This is a genomic window from Actinomadura sp. KC06, from assembly GCF_004348735.1.
GTDB lineage: Bacteria > Actinomycetota > Actinomycetes > Streptosporangiales > Streptosporangiaceae > Spirillospora.
The window spans coordinates 1-22,318 of sequence record NZ_SMKT01000055.1 but is presented as its reverse complement, the minus strand read 5'-3'; the positions used below and the strand labels follow the sequence as shown (position 1 = coordinate 22,318).

At 75.7% G+C, this 22,318-nt stretch carries 27 protein-coding genes; 15 read left to right on the top strand and 12 right to left on the bottom strand.

The features are described 5' to 3' along the window. Positions 1-12 precede the first annotated feature (12 nt). Both E1287_RS19170 and E1287_RS19165 read right to left on the bottom strand, forming a co-directional pair. A complete protein-coding gene (locus tag E1287_RS19170) occupies positions 13-438 on the bottom strand; it encodes a MerR family transcriptional regulator (RefSeq protein ID WP_243719195.1) in 426 nt (141 codons plus the stop codon). Continuing rightward, on the bottom strand, positions 435-809 hold the full coding sequence (locus E1287_RS19165) for a hypothetical protein (protein WP_131966335.1): 375 nt from the start codon (positions 807-809) through the stop codon (positions 435-437). The genes E1287_RS19170 and E1287_RS19165 overlap by 4 nt, the downstream gene beginning before the upstream one ends. 184 nt (positions 810-993) lie before the next feature. Between E1287_RS19165 and E1287_RS19160 the strand changes: the two genes are divergently transcribed. Both E1287_RS19160 and E1287_RS19155 read left to right on the top strand, forming a co-directional pair. Continuing rightward, positions 994-1,404, top strand: coding sequence for a YciI family protein (locus E1287_RS19160; protein ID WP_243719201.1), 411 nt, complete (start codon positions 994-996; stop codon positions 1,402-1,404). Between the two features lie 7 nt (positions 1,405-1,411). Further along, a complete protein-coding gene (locus E1287_RS19155; RefSeq protein WP_131966333.1) occupies positions 1,412-2,662 on the top strand; it encodes a DUF6596 domain-containing protein in 1,251 nt (416 codons plus the stop codon). Here the strand turns inward: E1287_RS19155 and E1287_RS19150 are convergent. Then, positions 2,631-3,329 (bottom strand): TetR/AcrR family transcriptional regulator, encoded by a 699-nt coding sequence (locus tag E1287_RS19150; protein ID WP_131966332.1) that lies wholly within the window; start codon positions 3,327-3,329, stop codon positions 2,631-2,633. The genes E1287_RS19155 and E1287_RS19150 overlap by 32 nt on opposite strands. Before the next feature lie 129 nt (positions 3,330-3,458). On the opposite strand from E1287_RS19150, the gene E1287_RS19145 reads away from it, so the two are divergent. From E1287_RS19145 to E1287_RS19115, 7 genes are all read left to right on the top strand, one after another. After that, positions 3,459-4,349, top strand: coding sequence for a virginiamycin B lyase (locus tag E1287_RS19145; protein ID WP_131966331.1), 891 nt, complete (start codon positions 3,459-3,461; stop codon positions 4,347-4,349). Positions 4,350-4,422: 73 nt separating this feature from the next. Continuing rightward, a complete protein-coding gene (locus E1287_RS19140; protein WP_131966330.1) occupies positions 4,423-5,211 on the top strand; it encodes an RNA ligase family protein in 789 nt (262 codons plus the stop codon). Continuing rightward, positions 5,195-6,319 (top strand): AAA family ATPase, encoded by a 1,125-nt coding sequence (locus E1287_RS19135; RefSeq protein WP_131966329.1) that lies wholly within the window; start codon positions 5,195-5,197, stop codon positions 6,317-6,319. The genes E1287_RS19140 and E1287_RS19135 overlap by 17 nt, the downstream gene beginning before the upstream one ends. 75 nt (positions 6,320-6,394) lie before the next feature. Beyond that, positions 6,395-6,913 carry a phage holin family protein gene (locus tag E1287_RS19130; RefSeq protein ID WP_131966328.1) on the top strand — a complete coding sequence of 173 codons (519 nt, stop codon included), beginning with the start codon at positions 6,395-6,397 and terminating at the stop codon, positions 6,911-6,913. Next, on the top strand, positions 6,910-7,422 hold the full coding sequence (locus tag E1287_RS19125) for a DUF3618 domain-containing protein (RefSeq protein ID WP_131966327.1): 513 nt from the start codon (positions 6,910-6,912) through the stop codon (positions 7,420-7,422). Before E1287_RS19130 ends, E1287_RS19125 begins: the two co-directional genes overlap by 4 nt. Positions 7,423-7,441: 19 nt before the next feature. Further along, positions 7,442-8,479 carry a YihY/virulence factor BrkB family protein gene (locus E1287_RS19120; protein WP_131966326.1) on the top strand — a complete coding sequence of 346 codons (1,038 nt, stop codon included), beginning with the start codon at positions 7,442-7,444 and terminating at the stop codon, positions 8,477-8,479. Between the two features lie 53 nt (positions 8,480-8,532). Continuing rightward, the gene (locus E1287_RS19115) at positions 8,533-9,102 is read left to right on the top strand and encodes a GNAT family N-acetyltransferase (protein WP_131966325.1); all 570 of its coding nucleotides are present in this window, start codon (positions 8,533-8,535) and stop codon (positions 9,100-9,102) included. 15 nt (positions 9,103-9,117) lie between these two features. Here the strand turns inward: E1287_RS19115 and E1287_RS19110 are convergent, their stop codons facing one another. After that, positions 9,118-10,089 carry a YafY family protein gene (locus tag E1287_RS19110; protein ID WP_243719193.1) on the bottom strand — a complete coding sequence of 324 codons (972 nt, stop codon included), beginning with the start codon at positions 10,087-10,089 and terminating at the stop codon, positions 9,118-9,120. An 81-nt stretch (positions 10,090-10,170) separates the two neighbouring features. On the opposite strand from E1287_RS19110, the gene E1287_RS19105 reads away from it, so the two are divergent. Beyond that, positions 10,171-10,920: an alpha/beta fold hydrolase gene (locus E1287_RS19105; protein ID WP_131966324.1), complete on the top strand. Its 750-nt coding sequence runs from the start codon at positions 10,171-10,173 to the stop codon at positions 10,918-10,920. Between the two features lie 130 nt (positions 10,921-11,050). Here the strand turns inward: E1287_RS19105 and E1287_RS19100 are convergent, their stop codons facing one another. Next, a complete protein-coding gene (locus E1287_RS19100; RefSeq protein WP_131966323.1) occupies positions 11,051-12,904 on the bottom strand; it encodes a glycoside hydrolase family 3 protein in 1,854 nt (617 codons plus the stop codon). Positions 12,905-13,073: 169 nt separating this feature from the next. On the opposite strand from E1287_RS19100, the gene E1287_RS19095 reads away from it, so the two are divergent. Next, a complete protein-coding gene (locus E1287_RS19095; protein WP_165969088.1) occupies positions 13,074-14,534 on the top strand; it encodes a serine/threonine-protein kinase in 1,461 nt (486 codons plus the stop codon). 13 nt (positions 14,535-14,547) lie between these two features. Then, on the top strand, positions 14,548-15,633 hold the full coding sequence (locus E1287_RS19090; protein ID WP_131966321.1) for a serine/threonine-protein kinase: 1,086 nt from the start codon (positions 14,548-14,550) through the stop codon (positions 15,631-15,633). On the opposite strand, the gene E1287_RS19085 is transcribed toward E1287_RS19090, so the two are convergent. The 3 genes from E1287_RS19085 to E1287_RS19075 are packed head-to-tail and all read right to left on the bottom strand — an operon-like array spanning position 15,590 to position 17,924. Then, complete coding sequence (locus tag E1287_RS19085) at positions 15,590-16,027, bottom strand: hypothetical protein (protein WP_131966320.1); 438 nt, start codon at positions 16,025-16,027, stop codon at positions 15,590-15,592. The genes E1287_RS19090 and E1287_RS19085 overlap by 44 nt on opposite strands. A 32-nt stretch (positions 16,028-16,059) precedes the next feature. Then, positions 16,060-16,701, bottom strand: coding sequence for a hypothetical protein (locus tag E1287_RS19080; protein ID WP_131966319.1), 642 nt, complete (start codon positions 16,699-16,701; stop codon positions 16,060-16,062). A 17-nt stretch (positions 16,702-16,718) separates the two neighbouring features. Beyond that, entirely contained in the window at positions 16,719-17,924 is a 1,206-nt protein-coding gene (locus E1287_RS19075) for an AI-2E family transporter (RefSeq protein ID WP_131966318.1), read from the bottom strand. Positions 17,925-18,101: 177 nt separating this feature from the next. On the opposite strand from E1287_RS19075, the gene E1287_RS19070 reads away from it, so the two are divergent. The 3 genes from E1287_RS19070 to E1287_RS19060 are packed head-to-tail and all read left to right on the top strand — an operon-like array spanning position 18,102 to position 19,538. Further along, on the top strand, positions 18,102-18,446 hold the full coding sequence (locus E1287_RS19070) for a metalloregulator ArsR/SmtB family transcription factor (RefSeq protein WP_131966317.1): 345 nt from the start codon (positions 18,102-18,104) through the stop codon (positions 18,444-18,446). Next, positions 18,439-19,080 carry a TIGR03086 family metal-binding protein gene (locus E1287_RS19065; RefSeq protein ID WP_131966316.1) on the top strand — a complete coding sequence of 214 codons (642 nt, stop codon included), beginning with the start codon at positions 18,439-18,441 and terminating at the stop codon, positions 19,078-19,080. Before E1287_RS19070 ends, E1287_RS19065 begins: the two co-directional genes overlap by 8 nt. Further along, a complete protein-coding gene (locus tag E1287_RS19060) occupies positions 19,068-19,538 on the top strand; it encodes an SRPBCC domain-containing protein (protein ID WP_131966315.1) in 471 nt (156 codons plus the stop codon). Before E1287_RS19065 ends, E1287_RS19060 begins: the two co-directional genes overlap by 13 nt. A 172-nt stretch (positions 19,539-19,710) precedes the next feature. Here the strand turns inward: E1287_RS19060 and E1287_RS19055 are convergent, their stop codons facing one another. From E1287_RS19055 to E1287_RS19040, 4 genes are all read right to left on the bottom strand, one after another. Next, positions 19,711-20,262 (bottom strand): YdeI/OmpD-associated family protein, encoded by a 552-nt coding sequence (locus tag E1287_RS19055; RefSeq protein WP_207934310.1) that lies wholly within the window; start codon positions 20,260-20,262, stop codon positions 19,711-19,713. A gap of 98 nt (positions 20,263-20,360) precedes the next feature. After that, on the bottom strand, positions 20,361-21,236 hold the full coding sequence (locus tag E1287_RS19050) for a sigma-70 family RNA polymerase sigma factor (RefSeq protein WP_131966313.1): 876 nt from the start codon (positions 21,234-21,236) through the stop codon (positions 20,361-20,363). Positions 21,237-21,365: 129 nt separating this feature from the next. Further along, positions 21,366-21,968, bottom strand: coding sequence for a TetR/AcrR family transcriptional regulator (locus E1287_RS19045; protein ID WP_131966312.1), 603 nt, complete (start codon positions 21,966-21,968; stop codon positions 21,366-21,368). A 104-nt stretch (positions 21,969-22,072) separates the two neighbouring features. Beyond that, positions 22,073-22,318, bottom strand: a 246-nt coding sequence (locus E1287_RS19040) for a dihydrodipicolinate reductase C-terminal domain-containing protein (RefSeq protein WP_279505604.1), incomplete at its 5' end; no start/stop codon positions are given.

Below are 22,318 nucleotides of genomic sequence, written 5' to 3'. Positions count from 1 at the left end.
GGTCGGTGGCGCCTACTCCGCGGGGAAGGGCAGCGGGCAGTCGGGCTCGGCGGCGCAGGTCACCAGGTCGTCGCAGCCGGCGGCCAGCGCGGCCCGCAGCGTCGCGGCGACGGCGGCCAGCTCGTCGATCCTGGCCTCGATGCCGGAGAGCTTGGCGCGCGCCCGTCCCGCGAGCCCCGCGCCCGGCGCGGCCCGTCCACCGGCGCCCGCCGCCAGCAGCCCGGCGACCTCGTCGAGGGTGAAGCCGAGCCGCTGCGCGGTCTTGATCACGCGGAGCAGGGTGACGGTCTCCGGCGGGTAGACGCGGTGCCCGCCCGGGGTGCGGACGGGGTCGTCGAGCAGGCCGCGCCGCTCGTAGTACCGCAGCGTCTGCGGGTTCACCCCGGCGGCCGCCGCGACCTGCCCGCTGCGCAGCCCCGCCGCGACGCCGCCGGTCACGCCCGCTCCCCGCGCCGGGCTTGCCCGCCGTCGATCACGCTCTCGGCGCGGGCGGTCAGCGCGTCCAGGACGCCGGTGTGCGCGGCCGGGACGGTGACGTCCAACGTCAGGCCGTCCCCGCCGGAGATGGTCAGGGTGAAGGTGAAGAAGGAGCAGCAGGCGTTCTCGCGGGCCGCCAGGGAGGCGGCGCGTCCCGCCGTCTCCGGGCCGGGCCGCAGCCGGACCCGCGTCCGGCCCGGTCCCGCGCGTTCCACGCCGGTCGCCGCCTCGGCGAACAGCTTGTCGAACTCGGCCTCCCGCAGCGGCCGCTGGGCCGTCGGCAGCGTGCACGCCCGCGGCCCCTCGGGCGCCCAGGCCTGGTTCACGTCCATGATTCGACGGTAACCCTGTACCACGGTCCCGGATGCAACCCTTCCGCCCCGGTGCGGGCGTCGGGACGAAAAATTCGAGGTGCAGGCTGTGAAGGTGTCGAACGGGGCGCGGCGGCTCCGACGTCTCCGGTGAGAGGCGCCGAAAAGGGGCGCCGGGACGAGAGGGAGAACGGCCGTGAAGTACATGATCATGCTGTACGCGTCGCAGCGGGACTACGACGAGATGGCGGGCAAGGTGCCCGAGGGCGAGGCGCTCTGGACGGCCGAGGACCTGGCCGCGATGGGCGCGTTCATGGAGAGGTTCAACCAGGACCTGGTCGAGTCGGGCGAGTTCGTGGACGCCAACGGCCTGGCCGCGCCCGTCCACACCCGCAGGTTCCACTCCAGGGACGGGGTGCCGGTCGTCACCGACGGCCCCTACCCCGAGACCGCCGAGGTCCTCGCCGGGTACACGATCATCGAGTGCGACAGCTTCGACCGCGCGTCGGAGATCACCGCGCGGCTGGGCGAGTGCCCGGTCCCCGCGGGCGCGCAGGGCAGCGCCTACGCCGACCTGCGTCCGATCGTCGACGGCCGCGCCGACCTGGAGGGATGACCGCGCCATGACCGGCGGCCGGCACGGGGCCGGGTTCGGGGACCTGCTGCGCCCGCTGGCGCCGCAGGTCCTCGGGGCGCTGGTCCGCCGGTACGGGCATTTCGACGCCGCGGAGGACGCCGTCCAGGAGGCGCTGATCGCCGCCGCGGCGCAGTGGCCGGACGGCGGCGTGCCCGACGACCCGCGCGCCTGGCTGATCACCGTGGCGTCCCGGCGGCTGACCGACCTGCTGCGGGCCGAGCAGGCGCGCCGCCGCCGCGAGGACGCCGCCGCCGCGTTCCGGCTGCCGGACGAGTGGCTGTCACCCGCCGCCGACAGCCCGCCGCGCGACGCCGACGACACGCTGATCCTGCTGTTCATGTGCTGCCATCCGGTGCTGTCGCCGGACCTGCGGATCGCGCTGACGCTCCGGTCGGTGGGCGGGCTGACCACCGGGGAGATCGCCCGCGCGTTCTTCGTCCCCGAGCCGACGATGGGCCAGCGGATCAGCCGCGCCAAGAGGCGGATCAGGGACAGCCGCGTCCCGTTCCGGCCGCCCGCGCCGGACGAGCGCGCGGACCGGGTCGCCGCCGTCCTGCACGTCCTGTACCTGATCTTCACCGAGGGGTATGCGAGCACGGCGGGGCCGGGCCTGTACCGTCCCGACCTGTCGGCGGAGGCGATCCGGCTGGCGCGGATCGTGCACCGGCTGCTGCCCGGCGACGGCGAGGCGGCCGGGCTGCTGGCGCTGATGCTGCTCACCGACGCGCGCCGTCCCGCCCGGACGGCCCCGGACGGCGCCCTGGTCCCGCTCGCCGAGCAGGACCGCAGCCTGTGGCGGGACGGCGACATCGCCGAGGGCCTGGAGCTGGTCTCCGCGACGCTCCCCCGCGGCCCCGCCGGCCCCTACCAGGTGCAGGCGGCGATCGCGGCGCTGCACGACGAGGCCGCGTCGGCGGATGAGACGGACTGGCCGCAGATCGCCGCGCTGTACGAGGTGCTGCTGGGCATGTCCGACAACCCGATGGCCGCGCTGAACCACGCGGTCGCGGTGGCGATGGCGCGCGGCCCGGCCGCCGGGCTGGACCTGCTGGAGGAGCTGGATTCGGACCGGCGGATCTCGGGGCATCACCGGCTGCACGCGGTCCGCGCGCACCTGCTGGAGATGTCGGGCGACGCGGCGGCCGCGCGCGAGTCCTACCTGGCGGCGGCAGGGCGCACGCACAGCGTCCCCGAGCAGCGGTACCTCAACTCGCGGGCGGCGCGCCTGTCCCCCTGACACCGGCACCGGACGCGCCCGCACCGGACACGCGGGCGCTGGTCGCGCCCGCACTGGTCGCGTGCTCGTGGAAGACGCCGGCGCGGGCGGCCGCGACGGCGGCGGCCGCGGCGCGGTCCGCGCAGGCCTCGTCGACGGGCTCGCCGGTGATGAACAGCCGGTGGTACAGGGGCGCGACGGCGGCGCGGACGACGTCGGCGGCGTCGGTCCCGGCGGGGACCTCGCCCCGCTCGGCGGCGCGCCGCACCACGGCCGCGGCCTGCTCGTGCCGCCGCGCGAAGAAGGCGTGCAGGGCGCGGGCGGCCTCGGTGCTCTGCGCGGCGGCCGACACGAACGCCCGCGTGACGGGCCCCTGCCGGGGGTCGGTGAAGCCGGTCAGGACGAGCCGCGCGATGGCCCGCAGGTCGCCGTCCAGGCTGCCGGTGTCGGGGACGGGCCACGGTTCGCCGGCCGCGGCGTCCAGCGCGGCGGCGACGAGCCCGTCGGCGCCGCCCCAGCGCCGGTAGACGGTGGTCTTGTGGACGCCGGAGCGGGCGGCGACGTTCTCGACGCTGAGCCCCCGGTAGCCGTGCTCGGACAGCTCGGCGAGCGTGGCCCGCCGGACGGCCTCGCGCACCCGCGCGGTGCGGCCGCCGGGTCGGACGCTCCCGGGCCCGGCGGCGGTCACGCGCCCCGCCTGCACTCGCGCTGCCTGCCCTGCCTGCGGGATCTCACGTCCCGATCGTAACGCAACACCGGTTGCGTTAACCTCGCCGTCGGACGGAAACAGCAGATGGGGGACGAGGGGGGACGATCCATGCCGCAGGGTTCACACGCCACGATCAGGGAGTTCACGGTCGCCGGCCCGGACGCGGGCCCGTACGGCGTCGCCGCCGGGCCGGACGGCGCGGTGTGGTTCACGCTCGTCCACGCGGGGCGGGTGGGCCGGATGACGCCGGACGGGGACCTCACCGTCCACGGGCCCGTCCCGGCCGGGCCGACGACGATCACGGCGGGCCCCGACGGCGCGCTGTGGTTCACCGCCTACGGCGGCGGCGCGATCGGCCGGATCACCTCCGGCGGCGAGGTCGCCGGGTTCGCGGTCCCGGGCGGCGGCGGCCCGTGCGGGATCGCCGCCGGGCCCGACGGCGCGCTGTGGTTCACCCGGATGCAGGCCGGGAGCATCGGCCGCGTCACCGTCGACGGGCACGTCACCGACCACCGGCTGCCCGCCCGGGACGCGCTGCCGTCGATGATCGCGCTGGGCCCGGACGAGGCGATGTGGTTCACCCTCAACCAGGGCAACGCGATCGGCAGGATCGGGATGGACGGGGAGGTGACCGTCCATCCGCTGCCCACCGAGGGGTCCGCGCCGGTGGGCATCACCGCGGGCCCGGACGGCGCGCTGTGGTTCACCGAGATCGGCACCGGGCACATCGGGCGGATCACCACCGACGGGAAGGTCGCCGAGTTCCCGCTGCCCGATCCCGCGGCCCGGCCGCACGCCATCGCCGCCGGCCCCGGCGGGGACCTGTGGTTCACCGAGTGGGGCACCGCGCACGTCGCCCGGATCACGCCCGAGGGCCGCATGGACGAGCACCCGCTGCCGACCCCCGGCTGCGAGCCGCACGGCATCGCGCTCGGCCCGGACGGCGCGCTGTGGGTGGCGCTGGAGACCGGCGCGCTCGCCCGCGTCACCGTCAGCTGAACCCGCCCGGAACCGCCCGGCCAGGGGCGAAAACCGGTTGGCACGGTCGGCGGCGTTCGTTAGAACGGTCGGCATGCTCCGCAAGTACCCCCGGACCCGGCACATCGAGGGCTCCCGGCTGCAGCCGGGCGACCACGACCTCGCCTCCGTGCCGTTCGCCGCGATCGCCGGGCGGTACCTGGTCGTGGAGGAGAAGCTCGACGGCGCCAACGCCGGCATCAGCTTCGGCCCGGACGGCGAGCTGCGGCTGCAGAGCCGCGGCCACTACCTGACCGGCGGGCCGCGCGAGCGCCAGTTCGGGCCGTTGAAGGCGTGGGCGGCGTCCGTCCAGCACGTCCTGCGCGAACGGCTGGGCGACCGGTACGTCCTGTACGGGGAGTGGCTGTACGCCAAGCACACCGTCTTCTACGACGCGCTCCCCCACTACTTCTGCGAGTTCGACGTCCTGGACCAGTCCGACGGGACGTTCCTGTCCACGGCGGCGCGCCGCGAGCTGCTCGACGGCACGCCGGTGGTGCCGGTGCCCGTCCTCCACGAGGGCCCGCTGCCCGACGTGGCGGCGCTGACCGCGCTCGCCGGACCGTCCACCTGCCGCACCACCGATTGGCGGGACGCGCTGCGCGCGGCAGCGGAGGCGGGCGGCGCCGACCCCGCCCGCGTCGCCGGGGAGAGCGACGCCTCCGACGACATGGAGGGCCTCTACATCAAGGTGGAGGAGGGCGGGAAGACCGTCGACCGCTACAAGTGGGTCCGGCCGAGCTTCCTGACCGCGATCCTGGACGCGGGGACCCACTGGCAGGAGCGTCCCATCGTCGCCAACGGCCTCGCCGACCCGGAGGTGCTGTATGCGGGTGTTCGATGAGCTGTGCCCGGCGCCGCCGCACTGGGACCTCGACTGGCCGCGGATCCGGGACGCGTTCGACTGGGTCCGCGACATGGCCGGCGTCCCGCAGGACGCCGTCTTCCACGGCGAGGGCGACGTGGAGACCCACACCCGGATGGCGTGCGAGGCGCTGGCGTCGCTGCCGCGGTGGCGGGCCCGCCCGCACGCCGAGCGGGTGCGGCTGTTCGCGACCGTGCTGATGCACGACATCGCCAAGCCGCACTGCACCGCCATCGACGGCGACGGCCGCATCACCGCGCGCGGCCACTCGCGGCGCGGCGACCTGATGGTGCGCCGGATCCTGTGGGAGCTGGACGCGCCCGTGGAGTGGCGCGAGCACGTCGCCGCGCTGATCCGCCACCACCAGGTGCCGTTCTGGGCGCTGGAGCGCCCCGACCTGCAGCAGATCGCCTTCCGCGTCAGCCTGCTGGCCCGCAACGACGACCTGGAGCTGCTGGCGTCGGCCGACATCCTCGGCCGCGTGTGCCCCGACACCGCCGAGCTGCTGGAGAACGTCGGCCTGTACGGGGAGTACTGCGCCGAGCAGGGCTGCCTAGACGGCCCGCGGGCGTTCCCGTCCGACCACGCCCGGTTCTGGTACTTCCGCAAGCCGGGACGCGACCCCGGCTACGCCGCCTACGACGACACGCGGCTGACCGCGACCGTCCTGTCGGGGCTGCCGGGCGTCGGCAAGGACCACTGGATCGCCGCGAACCGCCCGGACGTGCCGGTCGTCAGCCTGGACCGGCTGCGCGCCGAACTGGGCGTGTCCCCGGCCGGGGACCAGCGCGCGGTGGCCGCGGCCGCGCACGACCTGGCCCGCGAGCACCTGCGCGCCGGGCGGTCGTTCGTGTGGAACGCCACCAACGTGTCCCGGACGCAGCGCGAGGCGTGCACCGGCCTCATCGCCGGCTACCGGGGACGGGTCGAGGTCGTCGCGCTGGAGGCGCCGCCGCGCGTGGTCCGCGACCGCAACCGGGGACGGTCCGCGCCCGTGCCGGACGCGGTGATCGACCGGCTCGTCCGCCGCTGGGAGACCCCGGACCCGACCGAGGCCCACCGCGTCCACTGGCTCACCACCGCCTGAGTTTAGGCGGCGCGCACGGGGAACGGCTTAACCCAGGCTTCTAGACGAGCGGACACGCGGAGGGGGCCGGAGATCATGAGCATCGTGCGGCCGGCACACAACGGCGAAACCGAGGCCGGATCCGAGACCGCGCCCGAGAACGCGCCCGTCACCGCGGGCGCGCACCGGCACGACTATGGGCGCGCCCCCGAGTTCGACGGCCACCGCCGCGAACCGGGGACCGGCGAACTGGTCAAGCAGGCCACCCAGCAGGTGTCGGACCTGATGCGCGCCGAGCTGCGGCTGGCGGTGGCGGAGCTGAAGGACAAGGGCCGCCACGCCGGCACCGGCGCCGGGATGTTCGGCGGCGCCGCGCTGGTGGCGCTGTACGGGCTGGCGGTGCTGCTGGCGGCGGTGGTCGCGGCGATCGCGCTGGCGCTGCCGGTGTGGGCGGCGGCGCTGATCGTCGGCGGGTTCCTCATGCTGGTCGCGGGCGTCCTGGCGGTGCTGGGACGGTCGCAGACCAGGCAGGCCACGCCGCCCAAGCCGGAGCAGGCCATGGACGGCGCCCGGCAGACCGTGGCCGAGCTGAAGGAGAGGGCGACGCACCGATGACCACGCAGGACAAGCACGGGACGGCGCGGGGCAAGCACGGCGCCGCCGCCGGGACCGAGGAGCTGCGCCAGGAGGTCGACCGGGCGCGCCACGACCTCGGCGAGACCGTCGAGCAACTCGCGGCGAAGGCCGACGTGAAGGCGATGGCCAGGGAGAAGGCCGCGCAGGCGAAGGAGCGGGCGCGCGACGCCGCCGCCCGGGCCCGCGACGCCGGCGGCACGGAGCAGGCGAAACGCGGCGGGATCGTGGTCGCGTCGGCGGGCGCGGTGGCCCTGGGGGCGGTGTGGCTGCGGCGGCGCCGCTCGTCCGGGACGCGCTGGGGCCGCCCGTCCAAGCCCGGCTGGGGCCGCGCGTCCAAGTCGAAGATGCCCTGGAGCGGCACGTCGAAGACGCCATGGGGCGGCAAGTCGAAGGCGCCGTGGGGACGGGGCGCGCCAGTGCGGATGCGGTTCCGTGCCGGGCAGCGGCGGGCCGTCCGCATCCGGCGCGGCCGCCGATCGATCCTCTGAAGGGGGAGGGAGCCCGGCCATGAGCGCACCCGGCGCACCCACCGACCTGCCCGCCACCTCGTGGGGACGGGCCCTGAAACGCACGGCCGGCGAGTACCGCAACGACAACCTGTCCGACTGGGCCGCCGCGCTCACCTACTACTCCATCCTGTCGATCTTCCCGGCGATACTGGTGGTGGTGTCCCTGGTGGGCCTGGCCGGCACGTCGGTGACACAGGACCTGATCGCCAGCGCCGGCGACATGGCGCCAGGCTCGGTGAAGGACCTGCTGATCAGCTCCATCACCCAGCTGCAGGGCAACCGCGCCGGCGCCGGGATCATCGCGCTGGTGAGCCTGGCGGCGGCGATCTGGTCGGCGTCGGGGTACGTGGGCGCGTTCATGCGCGCGTCCAACGTCGTCTACGACATCCCCGAGGGGCGGCCGTTCTGGAAGACCGTCCCGCTCCGCGTCATGATCACCCTGGTGACGCTGGTGCTGCTGTCGGCGTCGGTGATCGCGGTGGTGGTGTCGGGTCCGCTGGCCCGCGAGGCCGGCGACCTGCTCGGGCTCGGCTCGCAGGCGGTCACCGTGTGGAACATCGCCAAGTGGCCGGTGCTGCTGGTGGTGATCGCGTTCCTGTTCTCGCTGCTGTACTGGGCGGCGCCCAACGCCAAGCGCCGGTTCCGGTGGGTGACGCCGGGCGGCGTCCTGGCGATCGTGCTGTGGCTGGCGGCGTCGGGTCTGTTCGCGCTGTACGTGTCGGGGTTCTCGTCCTACAACAAGACCTACGGCAGCCTCGCGGGGATCATCGTGTTCCTGGTGTGGCTGTGGATCACGAACCTGGCGATCCTGCTGGGCGCCGAGCTGAACGCCGAGCTGGAGCGCGGCCGCGCCATCGCCGGCGGGCAGCGTCCCGGCGAGGAGCCGTACGTGGAGTTCCGCGACACCCGCGGGTTCGACGACGACGAGCGCCGCGCGGCGGGCATCGCGGAGGATTCCGGCGACGGGCCCCGCACCGAGGATGGGAGCCGCACCGGCGACGGGGCCAGCACGGGCCACGGCGCCCGCCGGGCCTAATCTGCGGACATCACGGGTCGCACAAGACCGGACACGGTGAATAGGATCATCGCATGCTGCGTCCGGCTTACCCGATCGAGACCGAGCGGCTGACCCTGCGGCCGTTCCGCGAGGGCGACCTGGAGGGCCTGTACGCCTACCAGTCCCTGCCCGAGGTGGCGCGGTTCCTGTACTGGGAGCCGCGGAACCTGCAGGAGTCGCGGGAGTTCCTGAAGCAGAAGATGAGCGCGTCCACCGTGGAGAAGGAGGGCGACTGGCTCGTCCTGGCGGTGGTGTGGCGCGAGACCGGCGACCTGATCGGCGAGGTCAACCTGCAGTGGCGCAGCAGGGAGCACCGGCAGGGCGAGATCGGCTACATCTTCAATCCCGCCTACCACGGCAAGGGCTTCGCGACCGAGGCCGCGGAGGTCGTGCTGCGGCTGGGGTTCGAGGGCATGGACCTGCACCGGGTGTGCGGGCGGCTGGACGGCCGCAACGCCGCGTCCGCCCGGGTGCTGGAGCGGCTCGGGATGCGCCGCGAGGCGCACCTGGTGCAGAACGAGATCGTCAAGGGCGAGTGGAGCGACGAGGTCGTGTACGCGATGCTGCGGCACGAGTGGGACGCCCGCACCGCCTCCTCCTGACCCCCGGGCGCCGGGTCAGCGCCGGGCCTGCTCCTCCAGCGTCCGCGCGAGGTCCTGAATGTGGCCGCGCAGTTCGGCGGGCCGGCGGACGACGAACGGGAACCCGAGCCCCGCGAGCATCCGCGCCATCCCGTCCAGCCGCTCGGCCCGCGCGTTCATCACCACTCCCCCGTCCTGCTCGGTGAGCGTGGCGGTGGTGGCGGGGACGCGGCGGCGCGCCTGGTCGAGGGTGGTCTCCAGCAGCACCTCGACCTCGTGCGCGTACGGGACGCGCGCCAGCGACCGCGTGACGTGCTGGACGGGGTCGACGCCGCCGGGGACCTCGAAGCGGGCGGTGCCCGGCTCGGCGGACACGACCCGGTCGACCCGGAACGTGCGGATCTCGCCGCTGCGGTGGTCGTGGCCGGTGACGTACCAGCGGCCGGAGTGGAACACCAGCCCGTAGGGGTCCAGGTCCCGTTCGGTCTCGGCGTCCCGCCACGACCGGTACCGCAGCCGGACGCGGCGCCGCTCCCGCGCCGCGGCGGCCAGGGTGAGGACCGCGCCGGTGTCGGGCGCGGCCGGGTCGCGGACGGCGAGGGTGAACTCCAGGGTGTCGCGCAGCGCCTGGACGCGGTCGCGCAGCGCGGCGGGCAGCACCCGCTGGACCTTGGCCAGGGCGCTCTCGGTGGCCTGCGCGGGCAGCCCGATCCGCCGCCCGGCGAGCAGCCCGAGGACGACGGCGGTGGCCTCGTCGTCGGTGAGCATGAGCGGCGGCAGCTTGTAGCCGGGCATGAGGCGGTACCCGCCGTGGCGGCCGCGTTCGGCGACGACGGGGACGCCGAGGTCCTCCAGCCGCGCGGCGTACCGGCGGACTGTGCGCTCGTCCACGCCGAGCCGCCGGGCCAGCTCTCCGCCGCGCATGCGGTGGTTGGCCTGCAGCAGTTCGAGCATGGCCAGGACACGGGTCGTCGGATGCGACGACCCGGACGGCAGGGGATGTGACACGGGTCGCTCACCTAATCCGGGCGGTTTCTGTCCGGTATCGACCGTAGCGTGTGGTGACACCACCGAGAAAGGACGGCTGACATGGCGACGTTCGTACTGGTCCCCGGATACTGGCTCGGCGCGTGGGCGTGGGACGAGGTGGCCGGTCCGCTGCGCGCCGCGGGCCACGACGTCCACGCGGTGACGCTGAGGGGGATGGCGGAGCGGGCCGGGGAGGCGGCGCCGGACGTGGACGTCGACGCCCACACCGCCGACATCGTCGAGGTCATCGAGGGCGGCGGCCTGACCGGGGTCGTGCTGGTCGCGCACAGCGGCGCGAACATGGCCGCGACCGCCGCGGCCGACCGGATCCCCGAGCGGATCGCGCGGATCGTCTACGTCGACACCGGGCCGATGCCGTCGGGCATGGCGGGGATCGACTTCCACGACCCAGAGGCGCGGGCGGCGCTGGAGAAGCAGGTCGCCGAGGAGGGCGAGGGGTGGCTGATCCCGGTGCCGCCGTTCGATCCGGCCGCCGACCCGGTCAACCTCGCCGGGCTGACCGGGGAGCGGCTCGCCGAGATGCGCGAGCGCGGCACCCCGCAGCCGTTCGGCACGGCGACGCAGCCCGCCGCGCGTCCCGACCCGGTGCCGGACACGCCCCGCACGCTGATCGCCTGCACGATCCCGCTGGCCGCGGCCCGGCAGATGGGCGAGGACGGCCACCCGGTCTTCGCCATGATGACCGGCCCCGGCTGGACGTACCGGGAGCTGCCCACCGGCCACTGGCCGATGTTCTCCGAGCCGCGCGAGCTGGCCGCCCTGCTGGACGAACTCGCCGCGCTCGGCTAGGCCCGCCAGGCTGGGACGCTGCCCACCCCTGCCCGCCGCTGACCGTCGCGGGGGCCCGGTCAGCGGCGGACAGCACCGGTCGGCCGCCGGTCGGTCGCCGGTCGGTCGCGGGGGCCGGGGTGGGCCGGGGTCAGCGGCCGTAGCCGAGGCCGTGGCCGAACGGGTACAGGGCGGTGCCGGGCTCGTCGCGGACGGGGATCGTGACGGGCAGCCGTCCGCGCGGGCCCAGCTCGCCGAACAGCGCCTTGCCCAGCGACCGCAGCGCCTCGGCGGTGTAGGAGTAGGTGGCCAGGTACGTGGCGGCCTCGGGGAACCAGGCGATGTCGTAGGGGTCGCGGACGGCGACGACGATGACGGGCTTGCCGGTGGCGACGAGGGCCTTGACCAGGTTCATCTGGCCGGGCCCGTTGTGGCCGGGCTCGTCCTTGACGTCCCAGGCGCGGTTGGTGACGGCGACGACGAGGTCCTGGCCCTCGGCGGCGGCGACGGCCTGGTCGATCTGGGCCTGCCCGGGGCTGAGGCCGGTCTGCCGGACGGTGGCGGTGGCGCCGCGCCGGGCGAACTCGGTGCCGAGCGCCGCCGTGGTCGACACGCCCCACCCGGTGACGAGCACATTCCGGGTGCCCGGCCGCAGCGGCAGGACGCCCGCGCCGTTCTTGACCAGGGTGGTGGTGCGGTCGGCGGCGCGCTGCGCGGCGGCCAGGTGCTCCGGCGTCCCGACGACGTCGTCGATCTCGGATTCGTCGGCGTAGGGGTCGCGGAACAGGCCGCGCTTGTGCTTCAGCTCCAGGATCCGGTACACCGACTCGTCGATGCGCCTCTCGGTCAGCTCGCCGGACTTCACGGCGGCGACGACGGCGGCGAGCTGGCGGGGGAACACGCCGGTGCCGCCGGCGTCGGCGGGCGGCTTGAGCAGGACGTCCACGCCGGCCTTGAGGGCGAGGACGGGGATGCGCTCGTCGCCGTACTTGGCGCGGACGCCGTCCATGTCCAGCGCGTCGGTGACGACGACGCCGCGGTAGCCGAGCCGGTCGCGCAGGATGCCGGTGAGGATGGGCCGCGACAGGGTGGCGGGGTCGCCGGAGGCGTCCAGCGACTTCACCACGATGTGCGCGGTCATGATCGAGTCGGCGCCGCGGGCGATGGCGGCGCGGAACGGCGGCAGGTCGAGCCGCTCCCACTCCGCGCGGGTGTGGTCGATCTCCGGGACGCCGGTGTGGCTGTCGGTGGTGGTGTCGCCGTGCCCGGGGAAGTGCTTGACGGTCGGGGTGACGCCCCCGGACCGGTATCCGCCGATCTGCGCGGTGACCATGGACGACACCAGCCCCGGGTCGGACCCGAAGGACCGGACGCCGATGACGGGGTTGGCGGGGTTGACGTTGACGTCGGCGTCGGGCGCGTAGTCCTGGTTGACGCCGATGGCGCGCAGTTCGCGTCCGGTGATGCGGGCCAGGGCGCGGGCGTCGCCGGTGCTGCGCCCGGCGGCCAGCGCCATCGCGCCGGGCGACTGGGTGGCGGGCGGCTGGACGCGGGCGACGATGCCGCCCTCCTGGTCGATCGCGATCGTCGCGGGGATCCGGTGGCGCTGGGCGAGGGCGGCGCGCTGGATGCCGTTGGAGAACGCGGCGAGCTGGTGCGGGTCGGTGACGTTCTCGCCGTAGTAGATGAACCCGCCCGGGTTGTAGCGGGCCATGACCTGCGCGGCGTTGTCGACCCCGTACAGACGGCGGTTGGCGGCGACGGCGGCCGGGTCGGCGGTGTCGGCGCTCTTGCCGTAGATCTGCAGGACGAACAGCTGCGCGGCCTTCTCCTCCAGCGTCATCGACCGCAGGACGCGCATCAGGTGCGGGTTCCTTCCGTGCCCGCCGGTCTGCCCGGTGTCGGCCTGCGCGGCGGGCGCGGCCAGGGCGGCGAGGCCGGTGGCGGCGAGCGTCCCGGCGGTGAGCCCGGCGAGCCATCGAAGGCGTGTGCGGGGACGGTACATGTCGGCTCCCTCCCGTCCCCCGAGCAGTCCCGACGATCAAGGTTGTCCCTGGCAAGTTAACCCCGCGCCGCGCGCCCGTCCACCACCCGCGGCCGCGCCGGGACCGGCCGCGTGGCCGATACAGGGCAATGATCACTTTGGTCCGGGCGCGGCGGTTAGCTTGGGCACCGTGGAGATCGGCGGCCGGTACCGGCTGGTGCGCGAGCTGGGGCGCGGCGGCATGGGCCGGGTGTGGGAGGCGGTCGACGGGGTGCTGCGGCGTCCGGTGGCGGTGAAGGAGGTGCTGCCGCCCGAGGGCCTGGAGCCGGAGGAGCGGCGGCGGCTGATGGCGCGGGCGGTGCGGGAGGCGCGGGCGGCGGCGCTGCTGGAGCACGAGTCGATCGTCGTGGTGCACGACGTCCTCGTCGACGGGGGCCGGCCGTGGATCGTGATGGAGCTGGTCGAGGGCGTGACGCTGCGCGAGGCGGCGCCGCTGCCGCCGGTGGAGGCGGCGCGGGTGGGCGCGGCGGTGCTGGGCGCGCTGCGCGCCGCGCACGCCGCCGGGGTGCTGCACCGGGACGTGACGCCGGGCAACATCATGCTCGCCCCAGATCCGGCGGGCGGGGTGGGGCGGGTGGTGCTCACCGACTTCGGCATCGCCGAGATGGCCGGGGACCCGGCGCTGACCCGGACCGGGACGGTGATCGGCAGCCCCGGCTACATCGCCCCCGAGCGGCTGGACGGCGGGGTCGTGGACGGCCGCAGCGACCTGTTCTCCCTGGGCGCGGCCCTGTACGCGGCGGTGGAGGGGCGCGGGCCGTTCGACCGCGCGCCGGACGCGGCGGCGCTGGCGGCGACGCTCACCGAGGCGCCGCCGCGTCCCCGGCGGGCGGGCCCGCTGCGGCCGGTGCTGGCGGCGCTGCTGCGCAAGGACCCGGCCGATCGCCCGGATCCCGGCGATGTGGAGCGGGCGCTGCGGCGGGTGGCGGACGGCCGGTCGCGGCGTCCCCGGTTGCGGGGGCTGCTGCTGCCGGAGCTGGCGTGGCTGACCGCGATGGCCGTGGCCGCCGCGGTGTTCCTGCTGCCGGGCGCGGTCACCGGGCCGCGCGGCGCGGGCGCCTACCGCGCGGGGCTCGCGCTGTGCCCGCTGAAGGCCGGGCGGGTCGCGTTCGAGGCCGCGGCGGCGGAGGCGTCCGGCGTGCGCACCTGCACCGGCGGCCGGTACAGCCTGCGCTGGTATCAGGGGTACCGGGGCGAGCACGGCAGCCCGGCCGCGCTGCGGTTCTCCTCGGTCGGCGGGGCGCACCGCTGGCTGCGGTTCCTGAGCGGCTTCGATCTGGAGCACGAGAAGCGCTACCCGTTCACCTACCGGGAGGCGGCGTCCGGCTCGTCCGGTATCGGGGATGAGCGGAAGGCGCGCCGTCCCCGGCCGCTGGGCGGCGTCGCCGACGAGGCGTTCATCCGCGAGGTCCACGGCCACCGGACGGGCGCCGACGGCCCCGTCCGCCTCATGGAGGTCGTCTTCCGCGACTCCAACGTGGTGCTGAGCGTGCGGACCGAGCCCTTCGACGAACCGGCCGCGGCCGTCCGCGCGGAGCTGATCGCCACCGCCGGGGCGGTGGCCGCGCACCTGCGCGCCGCAGAACGCTGAGGATGGAGATCTGGTGACCGTGCTGCGGGACCGCTACCGGCTGGAGGCCCTGCTGGGCCGAGGCGGGATGGGCGCGGTGTGGCGCGCCGCCGACACGGTCCTGGACCGGGAGGTGGCGGTCAAGGAGCTGCTGCTGCCGGACGGGACGTCGCCGGAGCGGCGCGCGGTGATGGTCGAGCGGGCGCTGCGGGAGGCGCGCGCCGCCGCCCGGGTCCGCCATCCGAACGCGATCCGCGTGCACGACGTGTTCGCCTCCGGCGGGCGGCCCTGGATCGTGATGGAGCTGCTGTCGGGGCACGGCCTCGACGTGGAGATCCGCGAGCACGGCGCGCTGCCGCCCGGGCGGGTCGCCGAGATCGGCCGCGGCGTGCTGGGGGCGCTGCGCGCCGCGCACGCGGAGGGCGTGGTGCACCGCGACGTCAAGCCGGGCAACGTGTTCTGCCGCGACGGCGGGCGGGTGGTGCTCACCGACTTCGGCATCGCCGCGATGGACGACGAGGAGCGGATCACCCGGACCGGGCTGCCGATCGGGACGCCCGGCTACATCGCGCCCGAGCGGCTGCGCGGCGCGCCCGCCGAGCCGCCGTCGGACCTGTTCGCGCTCGGCGTGCTGCTGTACGCGGCGCTGACCGGGACGGCGCCGTTCAGCCGCCGCGAGCCGCTGGCCGCGCTGGGCGCCGTCCTCACCCACTCCCCTCCCCCGCCGGACGGCCCGCCGCGCCTCACCGGCCTGATCATGGGGCTGCTGGCGCCCGACCCGGCCCGCCGCACCACCGCGGACCAGGCCGCCGACGCGCTCGCCGACCCCGACCTGACCAGCCCCGCCCCGGCGGCGCCGGCGCGCGTCCCGCGGTGGTGGCTGCCGGCCCGGGTCGCGGTGGCGGCGGTGGGCGTGCTGGCGGTGGCGTCGGTGCCGCTGCGCGGCTGCGGCGCCCCGCCGGCCGAGGTGGTCCCGACCGTGGCGCCCCGCGCGGGGACGCCCACGCCCGACCCGGCGCCGACCCTCACGCGGGTCCCGACGCTGGACCCGTCGCGGCTGCTGTCGCCGCCGGGGTTCACGCCGTCGCTGCCACCGTGCGTGCTGCGGGGCGACTGTTGATCCCCGGGCTGGGCCACCAGCCCGGCGACCCGCTCCCGCCGTGGGCGCCGGGACGGGTGAGCGGAGACCGTGCGCTGCTGCGGCTGACCGCCGTCCTGGCGGTGTCGGCGGGGGTGGCGGCGCTGGCGTGCACCGGCCGGGACCCGGCCCTGTACTGGCCGCGGCTGGCATGGACGCTGGCCCTGGCGGCGGTGACGGCGCTCGCGCTGATCCGCCCGGCGCGCCGCGACCGGCGCGGCTGGTGGGCCGTGGTCCTCGGCGCGCTTGGCGTGGTCACGGCGGTGCTGGTGAAGTTCGCGGTGACCGGCGCGCCGGTGGCGTGGGCGCCGGCGGCCGCGGCGGCGTGGACGGCGGTGACGCTGCTGCCGCTCGCCGCCCGCGCCCCGCGCCGCACCCCCGCCTGGACGGCGGCCCGCCGGCGTGCGCTCAGGGTGCGGGGCCCTCGACGTACGGGGCCAGCACAGCCCGGTACTGCGACGGCAGAATCCCCGACCGATACAGGACCGCCGGCTGCGGCCCGTAGAGGGGGCAGACCTCGTCGGCGCCGGTGATCTCGAACCGGCGGACCTCCCGCCCGGTGCGGGCCTCCAGCAGCCGGACGAGATAGCGCGTCCGGTAGAGGGAGACCTCGCCGGTCCGGCGGCGTTCCAGGACGGTGACCCGCGAGTACCGGGGGCAGCGCGCCGCCTCCTCGCCGAGCCCGGCACCGTCGTCGATCGGTTCGGCGCAGGACACCAGCCGCACCCGTCCGGGCGCGGTGGGCCGCCAGTCCGACGGCGGCTTGTCCGGATCGGCCGAGGCGCCGCCGCCGGGCCCTCCCCCGCCGTAGATGACGATCGGGTGCGGCCCCGGGCCGCGGTAGGGGGCGGCGCGGGTGAACGCCGTCCCCTCGCAGACCGGGTACCAGTCCTGGCCGGTGGTGCGCGGGGGCAGCCAGTCGACCCGGTCGGGGCCCGCGGCGGCGTGCCAGGCCGCCGACGCGGTCACCGCGGCGGCGACGGCGAGCAGCAGCCACCGGTTCCGCCGCGCGAACTCCGCCACGCCCGCCAACCGCGCTAACTGCACCATGCCCCGACGTTAAACGATCATTTGCGGCGCAGCCATCGCCAGATCGCGCCGGCGGGCGCGTCCGGCTCGGTGAGGGGGTGCTCCTCGATCTCGTAGCGCCGCACGTACGCGCCCGCGAACGCCTGCACGCTCGCCCCGACCGGCAGGGCGAGCAGCACCCCGATGGGGCCCATGACGGCCGCGCCGGCCAGGATCAGCCCGAACGCGACGGCCGGGTGCATGTCCAGGGTGCGGGCGGTGATGCGGGGCTGCAGCAGGTAGTTCTCCAGCTGCTGGTAGCCGATGACGAACAGCAGCATCCACAGCGCGGTCGACGGCGCCACGGTCAGCGCGATCAGCACCGGGACCGCGCCCGCCAGGTACGTCCCGACGGCGGGGATGAACTGCGACACCACGCCCACCCACAGCGCGAGCGTCGCGGCGTAGGGGATGCCGAGCCCGATCATGGCGATGAAGTGCGCGACACCCGACAGCAGCGCCAGCAGCGCGCGGGAGTAGATGTAGCCGCCGGTCTTCTCGACGGCGATCTCCCACGCCCACAGCACCTGCCGCTGCCGTCTCGGCGGGAGCAGGGAGCACACCGTCCGGCGGAACTGCGGGCCTTCGGCCGACAGGTAGAACGTGAACAGCAGGACCCCGAGGCCCTTGAAGATGACGCCGAACGCGGTGGCGCCGATCCCCCACACGTTCCCGGCGAGGGACGACAGGTGCCGGGTCAGGGTGTCGGTGACGGTCGGCAGGCGCTGGAAGAGGGTGTCCTGCGACAGGTTCGTCCCGAACGTGGAGTTGATCCAGCCGATCAGGTGCCGGACGTAGCCGGGGAACCCGTCGATCAGGTTCATCGCCTGGGTGGCCAGCAGCGACCCGATGCCGCCGAGGAACCCGCCGACGAGCACGGCGATGACCAGGAACATCACGGCGGTGGCGGGGCCGCGCCGCCAGCCGCGCCGGGCCAGCCAGTTGACGCCCGGCTCGATCGCGAACGCCAGGAACAGCGACGTCAGCAGGAGCAGCAGCAGCTCCCGCAGCCGTTCCAGCAGCCACAGCCCGGCCAGGAACAGCAGCACGACGGCGCCGGCGAGCAGGAACGCCTTCGGCAGCCACGGCGGCATCCGGCCGGGCGGCCCGGCGCGGCCGCGTCCTGCGGCGGGCGGCCCTGCGGGGGCGTCGGGAGGGACGTCGGCGGGCGCGTAGGCGGCGCTGTCGCCCGGCGTCTGCGGCATCCCCGCACGCTAACCGCGCGGGCCCGCCCGTCCCGGCGCGCATGGCCCGGCGCGGCCGCAACCTTTGCCGGGATTTCAGCCGCCCCGCCCGCGCCGCCCGGCCCGCCGCACCCCCTACTTGACCGGACGGTTATAGAACCACTAGGTTAACAACCCTGGTCATGAAAGCAGGTGGTCATGAGCGATGTCGCCACGGGCGCGCTCGACGCGACGTTCGCGGCGCTGGCCGATCCGACGCGCCGGGCGATCCTGGCGCGGCTGCGCAGCGGCGAGGCGTCGGTGTCGGAGCTGGCCGCGCCGTTCGACATGAGCCAGCCCGCGGTGTCCAAGCACCTGAAGGTGCTGGAGCGGGCGGGGCTGATCACGCGGGGGCGTGACGCGCAGCGCCGGCCGTGCCGGCTGCGTCCCGGCCCGCTCGAGGACGCGGCGGGCTGGCTGGAGAACTACCGGGCCTTCTGGGAGGACCGCTTCCAGAACCTGGACGTCCTGCTCGAGGAGTTGAAGGGGACCGGCGATGAGTGAGTTCGAGGAGCAGTACCGGCGGCGCGCCGACGCGTCCGGCGCCGAGGAGATCGCGGAGCGCTACCGGCGCCGCGCGGACGCGTTCGGCGCGAAGGTCGCCGCCGTCCGCGGCGACCAGTGGGGGAACCGGTCGCCGTGCGAGAAGTGGACGGCCAGGGACGTCGTCCAGCACATCGTCGACATGCACGAGGTGATGCTGACCCCGCTCGGCCGCCGCCTCAGCGCCGCGCCCGGCGTCGCCGAGGACCCGGCGGCCGCGTTCGGCGCGGCCCGCGCCGACGTCGAGGCCGTGCTCGCCGACCCCGCGCTGTCGGGACAGGAGTGCGACACGCCGTCCGGGCGGCTGACCGCGCTGCAGCACATCGACCAGGTCGTCAGCCGGGACCTGCCGCTGCACGGCTGGGACCTGGCCAAGGCCACCGGGCAGGACGACACGATCGACCCGGCCGACGTCGAGGAGGCCTCGTCCAGCATGGACGCGATCCCGGAGGAGACGCTGCGGATGCTGCGGACGCCGGGCGCGTTCGGCCCGGGCGTGGAGGTCTTCGGCCCGGAGGTGAAGGTCGGCCCGGACGCGTCCGCGCAGGACCGGCTGCTGGCCTTCATCGGCAGGGATCCGCGATGGCGGCCGTGACGGTCGCCACCCCCTCCGACCGGGCGATCGTCATGTCCCGCGACTTCGCCGCGCCCCGCGCGCTGGTCTTCGCGGCCTGGACCGAGCCCGGCCTGGTCGAGCGCTGGTACGGCGCGCACGGCTGGGACGTGGTTTCGGCCGAGATCGACCTGCGGGTCGGCGGCGCCTGGCGGTTCGTGTGGCGGGGGCCGGACGGGGCGGGCATGGCCGCCGGCGGCGTCTACCGCGAGATCGACCCGCCGGCCCGGCTCGTCTACACCGAGGCGTTCGACGACGCCTGGTATCCGGGGCAGGCGCTCGTCGCCCACGACCTCACCGAGCGGGACGGGACCACGACGCTCTCCACGACGTTCCTGTTCGAGTCCAAGCGGATCCGCGACCTGGTCATCGAGTCCCCGATGGCCCAGGGCGTCGCCGAGGGCTACGACCGCCTGGACGCCGCCCTGCGGCAGCTGTGAGGACCCGGGCCGCGACCCGGCACGGTCCGCCGCCCCGCCGGGCGGGTCGCGGGGCGTCCCGGCGATCCGGGCCCTCGTCGGCGGGGTGCCTGTGCTCCCGGCCGCGCCCGTTGCAGGCCGAGGTGTCCGCGTCCATGCCGCCACACGGTAGGCGCGTCGCCAGGCCAGATGGTCAAGCCGGGCGGTCGTCCAGGAGTTCGGAGATCGCCTTGTCGAGGCGGGCGCGGCGTCCGGCCGGGGTGCGGGCCTTGAGCAGCGGCAGGATGATCTGGTAGCGGCGGGTCTTGTCGAGCGCGTCGAAGCGGGCGGCGGCGTCGGGGCGGGCGGCGAGCGCCTCGGCCAGGTCGTCGGGGACGGTGACGTTGCGCTGGGGCGCGTAGGCGGCCTCCCACCGGCCGTCGGCCTGGGCGGCGGCGACCTCGGCGAGGCCGGGGGGACGCATCCGCCCCTCGGCCGTCAGCTCCTGCACGCGCTCGACGTTCACCCGCGACCAGGGGCTGCCCTTGCGGCGGCGGGAGTACCGCTGCAGGTAGCTGTGCTCGTCGTAGGACTTGCGCTGGCTGTCGATCCAGCCGTAGCACAGCGCGACGTCCAGCGCCTCCCGGATCGTGATGGCGGCGACCGGGGCGCCCTTCTTGGCGATCTTCAGCCAGACGCCGCCCTCGGTCTCGTGATTGTCGGCCAGCCACGCCTCCCACTGGGCGGCGTCCGCGAAGTGCATCATCGCCCCAGCATCACGCACCGATCCCGTCCGGCGGAAGTGCCCGCACCCGGAGCCGCGGCGCCCCCCGACCGCGGCCGCCCTGACCGCGGCCGGGCCGGTCAGTGGTCGTCGAGGACGGCCAGGTCGAGCCGCCGCAGCCGCCCGGGGTCGGCGATCAGCTCGTACTCGGCGACGCGGCCGTCCCGGACGGTGATCGCCAGGGCGAGCAGGAGGCGGCCGTGCGGGGCGACGACGGCGCCGGCGCGCCCGTCGACCAGGGCCGGTTCGGCGTGGCGGGCGCGGCGGCCGAACAGCTGGATCTCGCGGGCGACGGCGCCGGCGCCGCGGGCGACCGGGTCGCGGCCGGGCGGCAGGACGGCGGCGTCGGCGCGGCGGACGACGTCGGGCGCGAGGACGGCGAGGAGCGCGTCCAGGTCGCCGCGGCGGGCGGCGGCCAGGAACGCCTCGACGACGCGGCGCTGCCGGGCGAGTTCGGCGGCGGGCACGGCGGAGGCGCCGCGGACGCGGTGCCGGGCGCGGCTGGCGAGCTTCTTGGCGGCGGCGGGGGTGCGGTCGACGATGGCGGCGATCTCCTCGAACGGCACGGCGAACACGTCGTGCAGGACGAACGCGACGCGTTCGTTGGGTCCGAGGGTGTCGAGCACGACGAGCATGGCGCGTCCGACCTGGTCGATCAGCTCGGCCTCGCGCTCGGGGTCGCCGTCGCCGGCCTGGACGGGCGTGTGCCATCCGTAGGGTTCCTCGCGGCGGGCGGTGCGGGCGCGCAGCATGTCCAGGCACAGCCGGGACACGACGGTGCGCAGCCAGGCCTCCAGGTTGTCGATGCCGGCGGGGTCGGTGCGCGACAGGCGCAGCCAGGCCTCCTGGACGGCGTCGTCCGCCTCCCCGGCCGAGCCCAGCATCCGGTAGGCGGCCGCGCGCAGCCGCCCGCGGTGCGCCTCGAACCGCTCGGCCAGCGCGCCGTGCTCGTTCATCGGTCACCTTTCCTCGTCGCGGTGCGTCTGCGGGGTGGGCATTCCGTTGGACGGAGCGACAGGGAGACAGGTCGATGATCCGATATATGAGCAGGGTACCGGCGCCCGGCGGCCGCCGCTCACCCCGGGTCAGGGCGGGGGCTGCGGCGTCAGGGCCGCGGCGATGACGGCGGTCACCGTCTTGCGGACGGTCTCGGCGTCCGGCGGGGCGGATCGCCGGTCGGCGAACAGCATGTGCCCGGCCCCGATCAGCGTGCCCGCGAGCGTGTCGACGTCGGCGGCGGGGTCCAGGCGGCCCAGTTCCCGCTCGCCGTCGAGGTAGGACGCGATCATCCCGGCGGCCTCGGTCAGGACCGGGACGCCGGCGGGCCAGGTGCGGCGCAGGCGGGCGCGCAGCCCGTCGCGGAAGGTGACGAGCGCGACGATCGCGACGGCGGCCGGGCCGAACAGGGCGGTGAGCGCGGCGGTGAGGTTGCCGGTGACGGTGCCGGTCCCGGCGGCGCGGCGCAGGGCGGCGGCCTGCGCGTCCATGCGGTGGGCGCGGGCCAGCACGTACTCGGCGAGGAAGTCGTCGAAGTCGGCGAAGTGCCGGTGCAGGACGCCCTTGGCGCAGCCCGCCTCGGTGGTGACGGCGCGGCTGGTCAGCGCGCTCGGCCCCGCGCGGAGCAGGACGCGGTCGGCGGCGCCGAACAGCTGCTCGCGCACGTCGCGTATGTGCACCCCGGTCGGCACAGCGCCCCCCTTTCCCCGTGGGCCAGGCGGTCGGATGGGCGGTCGCCCACTGTACCGATCCGGGGGCCGCGTCCCGCCGGATCGGTTCTAGCCGGGCCGGTGGGTCATTCGGGGGCGTCGGCGGGGAACAGGAGGGTGTCGAGGCCGCGGCGGACGCCGGGGGTCTCGGCGACGCGGCGGATCGCCAGGAGGGTGCCGGCGGCGTAGGGGTCGGGGGTGAGGCCGGGGTCGTGGCGCATGACCAGGCGTTCGCCGTCGCCGCCGAAGACGACCTCGGTGGCGACGACGAAGCCGGGCAGCCGGACCGAGTGGACGCGCGTGCCGGCGACGTCGGCGCCGCGCGCCTCGGG

What these genes read in the sequence shown, in the direction of transcription:
- E1287_RS19165 (WP_131966335.1), bottom strand. Translation starts at nt 809, where the DNA reads ATGGACGTGAACCAGGCCTGGGCGCCCGAGGGGCCGCGGGCGTGCACG.
- E1287_RS19160 (WP_243719201.1), top strand. Translation starts at nt 994, where the DNA reads ATGATCATGCTGTACGCGTCGCAGCGGGACTACGACGAGATGGCGGGC.
- E1287_RS19155 (WP_131966333.1), top strand. Translation starts at nt 1,412, where the DNA reads ATGACCGGCGGCCGGCACGGGGCCGGGTTCGGGGACCTGCTGCGCCCG.
- E1287_RS19145 (WP_131966331.1), top strand. Translation starts at nt 3,459, where the DNA reads ATGCCGCAGGGTTCACACGCCACGATCAGGGAGTTCACGGTCGCCGGC.
- E1287_RS19140 (WP_131966330.1), top strand. Translation starts at nt 4,423, where the DNA reads ATGCTCCGCAAGTACCCCCGGACCCGGCACATCGAGGGCTCCCGGCTG.
- E1287_RS19135 (WP_131966329.1), top strand. Translation starts at nt 5,195, where the DNA reads ATGCGGGTGTTCGATGAGCTGTGCCCGGCGCCGCCGCACTGGGACCTC.
- E1287_RS19130 (WP_131966328.1), top strand. Translation starts at nt 6,395, where the DNA reads ATGAGCATCGTGCGGCCGGCACACAACGGCGAAACCGAGGCCGGATCC.
- E1287_RS19125 (WP_131966327.1), top strand. Translation starts at nt 6,910, where the DNA reads ATGACCACGCAGGACAAGCACGGGACGGCGCGGGGCAAGCACGGCGCC.
- E1287_RS19120 (WP_131966326.1), top strand. Translation starts at nt 7,442, where the DNA reads ATGAGCGCACCCGGCGCACCCACCGACCTGCCCGCCACCTCGTGGGGA.
- E1287_RS19115 (WP_131966325.1), top strand. Translation starts at nt 8,533, where the DNA reads ATGCTGCGTCCGGCTTACCCGATCGAGACCGAGCGGCTGACCCTGCGG.
- E1287_RS19105 (WP_131966324.1), top strand. Translation starts at nt 10,171, where the DNA reads ATGGCGACGTTCGTACTGGTCCCCGGATACTGGCTCGGCGCGTGGGCG.
- E1287_RS19100 (WP_131966323.1), bottom strand. Translation starts at nt 12,904, where the DNA reads ATGTACCGTCCCCGCACACGCCTTCGATGGCTCGCCGGGCTCACCGCC.
- E1287_RS19080 (WP_131966319.1), bottom strand. Translation starts at nt 16,701, where the DNA reads ATGGTGCAGTTAGCGCGGTTGGCGGGCGTGGCGGAGTTCGCGCGGCGG.
- E1287_RS19075 (WP_131966318.1), bottom strand. Translation starts at nt 17,924, where the DNA reads ATGCCGCAGACGCCGGGCGACAGCGCCGCCTACGCGCCCGCCGACGTC.
- E1287_RS19070 (WP_131966317.1), top strand. Translation starts at nt 18,102, where the DNA reads ATGAGCGATGTCGCCACGGGCGCGCTCGACGCGACGTTCGCGGCGCTG.
- E1287_RS19065 (WP_131966316.1), top strand. Translation starts at nt 18,439, where the DNA reads ATGAGTGAGTTCGAGGAGCAGTACCGGCGGCGCGCCGACGCGTCCGGC.
- E1287_RS19060 (WP_131966315.1), top strand. Translation starts at nt 19,068, where the DNA reads ATGGCGGCCGTGACGGTCGCCACCCCCTCCGACCGGGCGATCGTCATG.
- E1287_RS19055 (WP_207934310.1), bottom strand. Translation starts at nt 20,262, where the DNA reads ATGATGCACTTCGCGGACGCCGCCCAGTGGGAGGCGTGGCTGGCCGAC.
- E1287_RS19050 (WP_131966313.1), bottom strand. Translation starts at nt 21,236, where the DNA reads ATGAACGAGCACGGCGCGCTGGCCGAGCGGTTCGAGGCGCACCGCGGG.